8 protein-coding genes are annotated in these 11,725 nt (G+C 72.6%); 3 read left to right on the top strand and 5 right to left on the bottom strand.

What is annotated here, in order from left to right; all coding sequences use genetic code 11:
• Nucleotides 1-323: 323 nt before the first annotated feature.
• From ACFYOS_RS22410 to ACFYOS_RS22400, 3 genes are all read right to left on the bottom strand, one after another.
• The gene (locus ACFYOS_RS22410; protein ID WP_387144769.1) at nt 324-1,109 is read right to left on the bottom strand and encodes a hypothetical protein; all 786 of its coding nucleotides are present in this window, start codon (nt 1,107-1,109) and stop codon (nt 324-326) included.
• A gap of 153 nt (nt 1,110-1,262) precedes the next feature.
• Nucleotides 1,263-1,679 (bottom strand): hypothetical protein, encoded by a 417-nt coding sequence (locus ACFYOS_RS22405; protein ID WP_387144767.1) that lies wholly within the window; start codon nt 1,677-1,679, stop codon nt 1,263-1,265.
• A gap of 153 nt (nt 1,680-1,832) precedes the next feature.
• Entirely contained in the window at nt 1,833-3,038 is a 1,206-nt protein-coding gene (locus tag ACFYOS_RS22400) for an acyltransferase family protein (RefSeq protein WP_387144764.1), read from the bottom strand.
• 194 nt (nt 3,039-3,232) lie between these two features.
• Between ACFYOS_RS22400 and ACFYOS_RS22395 the strand changes: the two genes are divergently transcribed.
• The 3 genes from ACFYOS_RS22395 to ACFYOS_RS22385 all read left to right on the top strand — a co-directional run bounded on the left by ACFYOS_RS22395 (nt 3,233) and on the right by ACFYOS_RS22385 (nt 6,670).
• Complete coding sequence (locus ACFYOS_RS22395) at nt 3,233-4,558, top strand: polysaccharide pyruvyl transferase family protein (protein WP_387144761.1); 1,326 nt, start codon at nt 3,233-3,235, stop codon at nt 4,556-4,558.
• A gap of 37 nt (nt 4,559-4,595) precedes the next feature.
• Entirely contained in the window at nt 4,596-5,231 is a 636-nt protein-coding gene (locus tag ACFYOS_RS22390) for an alpha-ketoglutarate-dependent dioxygenase AlkB (RefSeq protein WP_387144759.1), read from the top strand.
• Nucleotides 5,232-5,326: 95 nt separating this feature from the next.
• On the top strand, nt 5,327-6,670 hold the full coding sequence (locus ACFYOS_RS22385; protein ID WP_387144756.1) for a uracil-xanthine permease family protein: 1,344 nt from the start codon (nt 5,327-5,329) through the stop codon (nt 6,668-6,670).
• A gap of 343 nt (nt 6,671-7,013) precedes the next feature.
• Here ACFYOS_RS22385 and ACFYOS_RS22380 read toward each other — a convergent pair whose 3' ends face one another.
• Together ACFYOS_RS22380 and ACFYOS_RS22375 are read right to left on the bottom strand one after the other, a co-directional pair.
• Nucleotides 7,014-9,503: a DNA topoisomerase (ATP-hydrolyzing) subunit A gene (locus tag ACFYOS_RS22380; protein WP_387144753.1), complete on the bottom strand. Its 2,490-nt coding sequence runs from the start codon at nt 9,501-9,503 to the stop codon at nt 7,014-7,016.
• A 32-nt stretch (nt 9,504-9,535) separates the two neighbouring features.
• Nucleotides 9,536-11,593 carry a type IIA DNA topoisomerase subunit B gene (locus ACFYOS_RS22375; RefSeq protein WP_387144750.1) on the bottom strand — a complete coding sequence of 686 codons (2,058 nt, stop codon included), beginning with the start codon at nt 11,591-11,593 and terminating at the stop codon, nt 9,536-9,538.
• Nucleotides 11,594-11,725: the final 132 nt, after the last annotated feature.

Genomic DNA, 11,725 nt, shown 5'->3' with positions numbered 1-11,725 from the left:
CCCGGTTCGTAAGATCACGATTAGGCGGGTCGGCACGGCGTCGCCACTTGCGATCGGAAACCGCGCCGGACGCGCCGACACTACCGGTGGGTATGCCCCATGCCAAGCCTCCCCACCTGCGTAAACCTCGAACATCGTTACTCTGACCGGAACAGCCGGTCACTGACGCCACTCAATGGGACGAGCAGTTATGTCGGAACTGACGGGCGATAATCGGACATCGGGTGGCGACCGACCCGGAATTGCGGGGGTCGATCACCCGAACTGATCCGGATGACCGTTTCCGGCGCGACGTGAGCGGGCTCACTGTTTCCGGTAACGATTCAGCCCACTCGCGCCGGGCGCCAGCGCGCGGTCCGTACCGTCCGGGTGCCGGCTGGCACCGGGGCGAGGCTCCGGGTCGCCGGCCCGGCACGGTGCACCGGGGCGGAGCCGGGGCGCAGCGCCTCGGCGGCCGCGTACGCCTCGGCGGCCAGGGTGCGGGCCGCCTCGGCGGCCAGCTCGGCGTCCCGCCAGGCCCGCTGCTCCCGCTCGGCGGCGGTCCGCCAGCCGGCGCGCCGGCGGTCGCGTACCGCCCGGGCCAGGACGATCTCCTGCTCGGCCGGGTGCCGGCGCGGATCCCACCCGTTGCGATGGGCGAGCACGTCGGCGAGCTGCCGGGCGGTCAGGTCGCCCCGCCAGTGCACCGCCATCGCGGCGTGGTGCAGCCAGCGCTCCCGGGCGGCGTACTCGGCCGGCGTCCGGGGCGTCCGCGGGGCGGGCAGTATCGCGGCGCCGGCGAACCGTCGGGCGGCCGCCTCGGCCTCGTCGTACGCCCGCCAGGACCGGTCGGCCTCGTCCTGGGCGGCGAGCCACTGCTCGCGCCGCCGTCGGGCGGTCTGCGCGGCCCCGGCGGCGGCCACCGCCACCTCGTCGGCGTACCGGCGCAGGTCGGCGAGGCGGGCGGCCTCCTCGGCGGCCGGGTCCGGGGCGAGGTCGGGCGGGGTGTCCCGCTCGGGTCGGGCGACCAGCGCGGCGAGCAGCCCCAGGGCGAGCACGAGCAGGGCGGACCAGATGGCGGCAGCCTCGGGGACCTCGGTCAGGAAGTGGTAGAGAACGGTCTTCTCCATGGTCGGCACCTCACGGGCGGAGTCGTGGTGGAGAGGTCCGCACGGCCGACGGGGCAGGGCGACCGGAAGTGGGCGCCGCCGGGCCGCTGTCGGGCGGGGGTGCGGGGGTGAGGTTCAGTGGTGCGGCGCGGGCGGGCCGGGCCCGCCCGGAGGTCAGCGGGCGGGCGGGGCCCGGGAGCCGACGGTCGCCGGGAGCAGCCCGACCAGGACGGGGTGCCGCTCGCCCGGGACGATCCCGGCCGGCCGCGGCGCCGCCGGGGCCGGCACGAACTGCCGGTCCGCCGCTGCGGCCGGGTCGGGGTCCGAGGCTCCCGCCCCGGCCCGCGCCGGGGCACCGGTCACCGCGTCGGACGAACCGGTCGCGCTCCACGCGAAGCCGAGGGCGAGGTCAGGGGAACCGGTGCGGACCGCCGCGGCGTCGACCGGGCCGGAAGCGGCCGGCGCGGCCCCGCCAACGGGCAGCGTGGCGGCGCCCAGCGAGCAGGCGACCACCACGGCCAGGCTGGCCAGCATGCGGGCCGTCCAGCGCGCCACCCACCACAGGGGACAGGTGAGCGCGATCGGAAGCACGGCTCCAACCTACCGCCGACATCGCCGGGGCGCACCGTCCCGGGCGTGTCCGCCACGACCCCGATCAGCGCACCGACCAGAGTGGATGCCGGCCCGGCCGGGCCGTCACCGTCGGCCCTGCCCGCCGGCGCGTCGCAGCGGGTCGGGCGTGGCTCAGCCCGGGTCGCGCCGCGCGGCGTACTCGATCGACCTGGGCGGCGTGGCGGGGACCTCGACCGGGCCGGCGGGGGCCGGCCGCGCGGTCGGAACGGACGGTGCGCTCGGCGCGGCGCCGGCCTGCGCGCGCGCCCGACGGGGCGGTCCCAGCCGGCGCATCATCGGCATCTCCACCCAACGGTGCAGGGCGGCGGCGAGCAGCAGGTTGGCCGCCAGGAAGCCGAGCACGGCGAGCGGCCCCCACCAGCCGCGCAGCCCCGCACCCCAGTCCCCGGTGAGCCGCAGCACGGTCGTCATCACCAGGACGTGCACGAGGTAGAACGCGAACGAGACCTCGCCGAGCCAGACCATCGGCCGGGACCGCCAGGGCGTCCGCAGGCCGCGCACGTCCGCGTCCGCCGCGGCGGTGATGACCAGGAGGTACGCCGCCGCGAGCAGGGCCGCCCAGAACTCGGCGCGGATCCACTGCGCGGCGACCACCCAGGTGGCGACGAAGAGCAGGCTGGCCAGGGTCAGGTTCGGCCCCCGCCAGCGGCCCCGGCGCAGCAGCTCGGCCGCGGCCACGCCCATCCAGAACTCCAGCGACCGGGCCACCGGAAAGACCTGGGTGAACCACCACCGGTTCTCCTCGGGCACGAGCAGCTGGCCGGGCCAGAGGGCCAGGATGAGCAGTGGCACGGCGACCACCACCGCCCACAGCAGGCCGGTCCGAGCCCGGCGCAGGTACGGCAGAACGAGCGGCAGGCAGAGGTAGAAGGCCAGTTCGCAGGAGAGCGACCAGCTCACGTTGTTGACGCTGTAGAAGTAGCCGCCGAGGGGGATCCACGCCTGCACCAGGAACAGGTTCGCGACCGCGGCCCACGGAACGACCGGGTCTGCGAACCAGAACGCGACGGCCAGCGCCGCCACGAAGGTCACCAGGTGGTTCGGGTAGATCTTGGCGAGCCGGCGGCGCAGGAAGGTTCGGCGGCGCTCGCCGTCCCGGTACGACCAGACCAGCACGAATCCACTGAGGATGAAGAAGAACTCCACGCCGGAGAGGCCGAGGGTGAACAGCCAGTCCACCACCGCCTTGTAGTCGGGCTCGGCGACGATCCGCATGGTCCCGACGTGGAAACCGAAGACCAGCAGGGCGGCGACCCAGCGCAGCCCGGTCAGCGACGGCAGCCGGACAGCGGGGGTGGCGGTCGGGGCGCTGGTCATGACGGGCAACCCTACCCGCAGGTATCCGCGTCGCCGCCGACGACGGGGCGCCCGATGAACGGGACACCGCCGAGCAGCCGGGATGATTTAGGCTGTCGGCTCCTGCACGGGAACGGGGACCGTGCGCCGGCCGGCCGCGCCGCAGTGGTTCCCGCCGGGCATGCCGTGCCCGGGAGGGAAGGTGGAAACCCCGCATGCATCAGCGGATCCTGCTGCGCGCCCGAAAGGGCCCGTTCGACCTCGTCACCGCGGAGGAGACCTACGAGCGGGACTGGATCGGCAAGAACAGCGGCAACCTGGTGTTCAGCCACGCCGCGTACAAACTCCTGGCCACCTCGACGGCGGAGATCACCCCGTCGCGGTTCCGGGCGGACCCGCGCGACGCCGACGAGATCAACGAGAAGCACGACATCTTCGTGATCCCGCTGGCCAACGCGTTCCGCCGCGACTACGCGGACCGACTGGTGTCGATGACCCGGCTGATCGAGCGGCTGAAGATCCCCGTGGTGGTGCTCGGGGTCGGGGCCCAGACCGACGTGGACGGCGACCGGGAGCACCTGCGCCCGATCGACGAGCCGGTGCGCGCCTTCTGCCGGGCGGTGCTCGACCGCTCGCACAGCATCGGCGTCCGCGGCGAGATCACCGAGGACTACCTCCGTACGCTGGGTTTCTCGGCCGTCGAGCAGATCGGCTGCCCGTCGATGTTCCTGCACGGCGACAGCCTCCGGATCGAGAAGGCGAAGGCGGCCCTGGGCACCGAGGACCGGCTCGCGTTCGTCATCTCGCCGTACGTCCGCGCGCTGGGCCCGCTCGTCCGCCACCACCACCGGCGCTACCCGAACCTGCGCTACGTGGCGCAGGACCTGTACACCCTCGGCACCCTGCTCTACGGTGACGCACCGAAGTTGCGTGGCAAGACCGACGACATGCCGATCCACACCTCGCACCCGCTCTTCGTCGAGGACAAGGTGCGGATGTTCATGGACCCGTGGCCCTGGATGGAGTATCTCTCCGGCTTCGACTTCGCCTTCGGCACCCGGATCCACGGCACCATCACGGCGCTGATCTCGGGCACCCCCGGGTATCTCCTCGCGCACGACTCGCGCACCCTGGAGCTGGCCCGCTACTTCGACATCCCGCACCGGTTGCTGCGCGACGTACCGGCCGACGTCGACGCCGCCCGACTCTACGAGGAAGCCGATTACACGGCACTGAACGAGGGCCACAAGGAGCGCTTCGCGCGGATCACCGCGTTCCTCGCCAGGCACGACCTCGGCCTCTCGTTCGCCGACGGGGACAGCGCCACCCGGTTCGACGAGCAGGTCCGCCAGACCGGCTACCCGCCGGCGGTCCGGCCGGCCTCCGCCTACACCGCCGAGGAACTGCTGACCCGCATCGAGTGGCTGCGGGACGAGAGCCGGACGCTCCAGCAGAAGCTCAAGGCACTCCGCGCCCAGCCGCTGAGCGAGCGGGTCAAGCAGGTGGTCGGCGGCCGGGTCCGCCGGATGCTGCAGCGTTGATCGTACGCCTGTTCGATGAGCGGGTAGGATCGGCGGCGTGCCCGACGCCGCGTACCAGCCCTCCATGCTCGACTTCGCCGAGCAGGGCCCGAGCCTGGGCCCGCTCGCCGGCCGGCTGCGCCGGCACCAGCTGAGCCGGGGCGCCTGGGTCGACCACCTGCCCGGCTGGGTGCGCGGCTCCGACACGGTGCTCGGCCTCCTGCTGCGGGACGTGCCGTGGCGGGCCGAGCGCCGCACCATGTACGACAGCGAGGTCGACGTGCCCCGCCTGCTCTGCTGGTATGCGGCCGGCCGGCCACTGCCCCACCCGGTACTCACCGCGGCCCGCGAGACCCTGACCCGGCACTATGCCTCCGAGCTGGGCGAACCCTTCGTCACCGCCGGCATGTGCCGCTACCGGGACGGCCGGGACAGCGTGGCCTGGCACGGCGACACGCTGGGCCGCTCCGCACACGTCGACACGATGGTGGCCATCGTGTCGTTCGGCTCGCCGCGCCCGCTGCTGCTGCGTCCCCGGGGCGGCGGGGCGAGCCTGCGCTTCCCGCTCGGCCACGGCGACCTGGTGGTGATGGGCGGGTCGTGCCAGCGCACCTGGGAGCACGCGATCCCGAAGACCGCCCGCCCGGTCGGCCCTCGGGTCAGCGTCCAGTTCCGCCCCGCCGGGGTGGCCTGACGTCGAGCCGGTCCCGAGGCTCGGCCGGTGACGTGCTAAAAACAACTCTCAGGGTCGATCACGCCCCCGTCACCTGACGACGCGAAGGGCGCAGCATGACCCAGTCCACCGAGCCTCGATCCCGCTGGTCCCCGTGGGGCCTGCACGGCGACGGCCGGTCCGTCCGCCCCGGTGACGTGGTGCACCCGGACGAGCGACTCTCCTGGCCGCGTACCGTCGGCGTCGGCGTGCAGCACGTGGTGGCCATGTTCGGCGCCACCTTCACCGTGCCGCTGATCACCGGCTTCCCGCCGGCCACCACGCTCTTCTTCTCCGGGCTGGGCACGCTGCTCTTCCTGGTGATCACCGGCAACCGGCTGCCCTCGTACCTGGGCTCGTCGTTCGCGTTCATCGCCCCGGTGCTGGCCGCGAAGACCGGCGGCGGCATCGGCGCCGCGCTGGGCGGCATCGTGGTGGCCGGTGCGGTACTGGCGCTGGTCGGCGTGGTGGTGCAGCTGGCCGGGGCGCGCTGGATCGACGCGCTGATGCCGCCCGTGGTGACCGGCGCGATCGTCGCGCTGATCGGGCTCAACCTCGCCCCGGTCGCCTGGGACGGCGGCGGCAGCGGCACCGGGGTGAAGGCTCAGCCGTTGATCGCGGTGGTCACCCTGGTCGCGATCCTGGTGGCCACGGTGGTCTTCCGGGGCTTCCTGGCCCGCCTGTCCATCCTGCTCGGCGTGGTGGTCGGCTGGGTGCTCGCCGCGGTCCTCGGCGACCTGGACCCGAAGGCGGTCACCGGGCTGAAGGAGGCCGCCTGGGTGGGCCTGCCGCAGTTCCACGCCCCGAGCTTCAGCGTGCGGGCGGTGGTGCTGGTCATCCCGGTGATCCTGGTACTGATCGCGGAGAACGCCGGGCACGTCAAGGCGGTGGCCGCGATGACCGGCCGGAACCTGGACCGGGACATGGGCCGGGCGTTCCTCGGCGACGGCCTGGCCACCGTGCTCGCCGGCTCCGGCGGCGGCTCCGGCACCACCACGTACGCGGAGAACATCGGCGTGATGGCGGCGACCCGGGTGTACTCGACCGCCGCGTACTGGGTGGCCGGCGTGGCGGCGGTGCTGCTCGGGCTGAGCCCGAAGTTCGGCGCGTTGATCCTCACCGTGCCGGCCGGTGTGCTGGGCGGCGCGACCACCGCGCTCTATGGCCTGATCGCCATCCTCGGCGCCCGGATCTGGATCGAGAACCGGGTGGACTTCCACGACCCCGTGAACCTGATGACCGCCGCCGTGGCGGTGATCGTCGGCGCGGCCAACTACACCGTCACCGCCGGCGACCTGTCGTTCAGCGGCATCGCCCTGGGCACCGGCGCCGCCCTGGTCATCTACCACGGCATGCGCCTGATCGCCCGCCTCCGCGGCACCACCCCGGACTCCCGCCGCGGCCCCGAACCCGAACTCTGACCCCGCCACGGTCAGCACGCGTTGATCGTGAGGTCAGCGGTGTGGGACGCCGATTTCGCACTCGTCACACTTTCGAGCTAATCAGCGATGTGGACGGTGGGTCGCCTCGGGGTTCGGCAGATGCTCACCGCCGAGCACTGCGACGGGCTGGGCACCGACCCGGAGCTGAACTGCCTGCCCGAGGGCGAGTTCCTCTACGTACAGGGACCGTTCGAGGTCATCCCGCCCCGCGGACGCTGACCCACCGGCGTTCCAAGTGGTCCGGTCCCGGCCGCCCGCGGCGGCCGGGACCGGCACACCCGTGGTCCGACCGTCGTCGGCGACCGGCGGGCCGGGCGGGCGGTCAGTCGCGTTCGATCTGGTGGCCGACGACGGTGGGGCCGAGCATCACGGCGAAGCCGGAGCCGTCCCGCCGGGGGTCCGCCGGGGGCAGCTCCACCGGCTCGCCGTTGGCCGTGGCGCCGACCGGGCGCGGGCCGACCCAGGCGACCGCCAGGTCCACCTCACCCTTGAGGAACCGCTGCGCGCGCACGCCGCCGGTCGCCCGACCCTTCGCCGGGTACGCCTTGAACGGCGTCACCTTGACCGTGGCACCGGTCGAGGTGACCACCATCGGCTCGCCGTGCCCCGGGTCGTCGGTGCGGACCGCGCCGAAGAAGACCACGGTCGCCCCGGCCGGCAGGTTGATGCCGGCCATGCCGCCACCCTTGATGCCCTGCGGCCGGACCAGCGAGGCCGCGAAGCGCAGCAGGGACGCCTCCGACGAGATGAGCGCCAGGGTCTCGGCGCCGTCGGTGAGCCACGTCGCCCCGACCACCTCGTCCCCCTCGCGGAGCGAGATCACCTCGAACTCGTCCGAGCGGACCGGCCACTCCGGCGCGCAGACCTTCACCACGCCCTGCCGGGTGCCCAGCGCCAGGCCGGGCGAGCCCTCGGCGGACGGGCCGAGCGGCGCCAGCCCCACCACCGTCTCCCCCGGCTCCAGCGGCACCAGCTCGGCGGCGGACATGCCGCCGCGCAGGGACACCGTGCCGGACTGCTCGGGCAGCACTGGCAGCGGCAGCACGTCGATCTTGAAGGCCCGGCCGGCGCTGGTGACCACCAGCACCCGGCCCCGGGCGGTGGAGTGGACGACGGCCCGTACCGCGTCGTGCTTGACCCGGCCGCTGCGCCGGCGCGCCTCGGCGGCCTCCTCCGACTCGGCCGCGGTCCGGGCCACCAGCCCGGTGGCGGAGAGGATGACCTGGCACGGGTCGTCCGCGACCTCCAGCGGACCGGCCGGCACCGAGGCGGCCAGCACCTCTTTGAGGTCACCGTCCACCAGCGTGGTCCGGCGCGGGGCGTCGAACTGCTTGACCACCGCGGCCAGCTCGTCGGAGACCAGCTTCCGCAGCACCTTGGGGTCGTCGAGGATCTTCGACAGCTCGGCGATCTCGCCGCGCAGCTTCTCCTGCTCGGCCTCCAGCTCCAGCCGGTCGTACTTGGTGAGCCGGCGCAGCGGGGTGTCCAGGATGTAGGTCGCCTGGATCTCGGAGAGCTTGAACTTCTGCATCAGGCCGTCCTTGGCGGCCTGGGCGTCCTCGCTGGCCCGGATCAGCTTGACCACCCTGTCGATGTCGAGCAGGGCGATCAGCAGACCGTCGACCAGGTGCAGCCGCTCCTCGCGCCTACGCTTGCGGTAGGAGCTGCGGCGCGTCACCACCTCGTACCGGTGGGCCAGGAAGACGTCCAGCAGCTCCTTGAGCCCCAGGGTCTGCGGCTGACCGTCCACCAGGACCAGGTTGTTCACGCCGAACGACTGCTCCAGCGGGGTGAGCCGCCACAGGTCGGCCAGCAGCGCCTGCGGGTTGACCCCGACCTTGCACTCGATGACCAGCCGGGTGCCGTTCTCCCGGTCGGTGAGGTCCTTGACGTCGGCGATGCCGGAGAGCCGCTTGGTCTTGTTGACCTCGTTGGTGATGGCCGCGATGACCTTCTCCGCGCCGACGCCGTACGGCAGCTCGGTGACCGTGATGGCCTGCCGGCCCCGGCTGCCCTCGAGCGGGCCGGTCTCCACCCGGGCGCGCATCCGCACCACGCCGCGCCCGGTCTCGTACGCCCGGCGCACCTCGTCGAGGCCGAGCAGCAGCCCGCCGGTGGGCAGGTCGGGGCCGGGGACGAACTCCATGAGCTTGTCGAGCGTGGCGTCCGGGTGGTTGATCAGCCAGCGGGCCGCCTGGACGACCTCGCCCAGGTTGTGCGGGATCATGTTGGTGGCCATGCCGACCGCGATCCCGGACGCGCCGTTGACCAGCAGGTTGGGGAAGGCGGCCGGCAGCACGGTGGGCTGGGTGAGCGAGCCGTCGTAGTTGGGCTCGACGTCGACGGTGTCCTCGCCCAGCTCGCCGACGAGCAGCATCGCCTCGCGCGACATCCGGGCCTCGGTGTACCGGGCGGCGGCCGGGCCGTCGTCGGGCGAGCCGAAGTTGCCGTGCCCGTCGATCAGCGGCGCGTTGAGCGAGAAGTCCTGGGCGAGACGGACCATCGCGTCGTAGATCGCGGCGTCGCCGTGTGGGTGGTACTTACCCATCACATCCCCGACAATTCGGGCAGACTTCACGTGCCCCCGGTCGGGGCGGTGGCCCTGCTCGTACATCGACCAGAGGATGCGCCGATGCACTGGCTTCAGGCCGTCCCGTGCGTCCGGCAGAGCGCGGGAGTGGATGACCGAGAACGCGTACTCCAGGTAGGAGTCGGAGACCTCGTTGACCAGCGGGTTGTCGAAGACCCGCGCGCCCGCCTGGTCAAAGGCGGACAGGTCCGCGCGGGCGCGGTCTTCCTTGCGGCGTGCCATGGTTCAGCTTTCCTTCCGAACGAACCCGGTGGTCAGGCGTCGATGGCTTCGCGGTCGACCAGGTCGGCCGACTCGATGAGCCAGTTGCGGCGGGGCTCGACCTTCTCCCCCATGAGCAGCTCGAGGATCCGCTCGGCGGCCTCGACGTCGTCCAGGGTGATCCGGCGGACCGCCCGGGTGGCCGGGTTCATGGTGGTCTCCCAGAGCTCGTCGGCATCCATCTCGCCGAGGCCCTTGAAGCGCGGGATCGGGGTGACGATCTGCTTGCCGGCCTTCTCCAGCTTGCGGACCGTCGCCTCCATCTCGGCCTGAGTGTAGGTGTAGACGGTCTGCGGGTTCCGCCCCTTGGTGGTGATCTTGTGCAGGGGCGGCATGGCCGCGTAGAGCCGGCCCGCCTCGATCAGCGGCCGCATGTAGCGGGCGAAGAGCGTGATCAGCAGGGTACGGATGTGCGCGCCGTCGACGTCCGCGTCGGCCATGATGAGCACCCGGCCATAGCGCATCGCCGACAGGTCGAACGTCCGCCCCGAGCCGGCGCCGAGCACCTGCACGATCGCCGCGCACTCGGCGTTGTCCAGCACCTGCTGCAGGTTCGCCTTCTGCACGTTGAGGATCTTGCCGCGGATCGGCAGCAGGGCCTGGTATTCCGAGGAGCGGGCCATCCGGCTGGTGCCGAGGGCGCTGTCCCCCTCGACGATGAACAGTTCGCTGCGGTCCACGCCGGTGGCCCGGCAGTCGACCAGCTTGGCCGGCATCGACGCGCCCTCCAGGGCAGTCTTGCGCCGGGCGGCGTCCTTCTGCTGCTTCTGGGTCAGCCGGACCCGGGCCGCGTCGACGATCTTCTGCAGCACCGTCCTGGCCTCGGCCTTGGTCTTCCGGTCCTCCAGCCAGGCCTTGAGGTGCTGCTCGACGAGGCCCTGGAGCACCTTGGTGATGCCGGCGGTGGAGAGCTCGTCCTTGGTCTGCGAGGTGAACTGCGGCTCCGGGATGCGGACGTGCACCACCGCGGTCATGCCCTCCAGGACGTCGTCCAGGGTGGGCGCGTCCTCCTTGGGCTTGAGCAGGCCGCGGGTGTTGCGCGCGGCCTCGGCCAGGGTACGCACCAGGGCCCGTTCGAAGCCCTTGCGGTGGGTTCCACCGTGCGCGTTGCGGATGGTGTTGGTGAAGCACTCGACGGTGCGCTCGTAGCCGGTGCCCCAGCGGAAGGCGACCTCGACCTCGGCCCGGCGCTGCACGTTGGACTGCATGACGCCGTTGGCGTCGGCGGCGTTCTCCCGGTAGGTCCCCTCCCCGATCACCAGCAGCGTGCCGGAGACCGGCCGGTCGCCGGCCGGGGCCAGGTATTCCACCATGTCGGTGAGGCCGTCGGGGAAGTGGAACTTCTCCTCGACGGCCTTCTCGCCCGTCTCGTCGCGCAGCTTGTACGCCACGCCGGGGACGAGGAAGGCGGTGTTGCGCAGCTTGAGCCGGACCGCCTCGGTGTCGAGGTGGGCGCCGGTCTCGAAGTAGCGCGGGTCGTGCCACCAGCGGATCGAGGTGCCGGTGCGCTGGCCCCGCTTCATCGAGCCGACGATCTGCAGGCCCGGGCCGGGGGTGAAGGGGGCGTCCGGGCCGTCCCCGTCGAAGATCCCCGGTACGCCGTGCCGGAACGACATCGAGTGGACCTTGCCGCCGCGCCGGACCGTGACGTCGAACCGCCGGGAGAGCGCGTTGACCGCCGAGGCGCCCACGCCGTGCAGACCGCCGGAGGTCTTGTAGCCCGAGCCGCCGAACTTGCCGCCGGCGTGCAGCCGGGTGAGCACCAACTCCACGCCGGAGATGCCGGACTTGGCGTGCACGTCGGTGGGAATGCCCCGGCCGTCGTCGTCGACCTGCACCGAGCCGTCGGCGTGCAGGATCACGTCGACCTTCGTGGCGTGACCCCCGACACCCTCGTCGGTGGAGTTGTCGAGGATCTCGTTGACGAGGTGACCCACGCCACGGCTGTCGGTCGAGCCGATGTACATGCCGGGGCGCTTGCGGACGGCGTCCAGCCCCTCCAGGTGCGTCAGGTCGTCGGCCCCGTAGAGGGTCTCAGGCTGTGCGGTCAACTGGTCGTACTCCCAGGTCTCGGCGGTGTGGTGCCGCTCACCGGCTCGATCGCCTCGCGCGGCGCGCCGGAGCGAGCCTAGCCCGGCACTCCGACAGAGCTGTGGCACCCGGTGCGGTGCGTTGTCCGGTTA

It is taken from the genome of Micromonospora sp. NPDC005806 (genome assembly GCF_042871425.1).
In the GTDB taxonomy this organism is placed as follows: Bacteria; Actinomycetota; Actinomycetes; order Mycobacteriales; family Micromonosporaceae; genus Micromonospora.
Note: the sequence above shows the minus strand (reverse complement) of the source record. Positions and strands in the feature narration are given on the sequence as shown.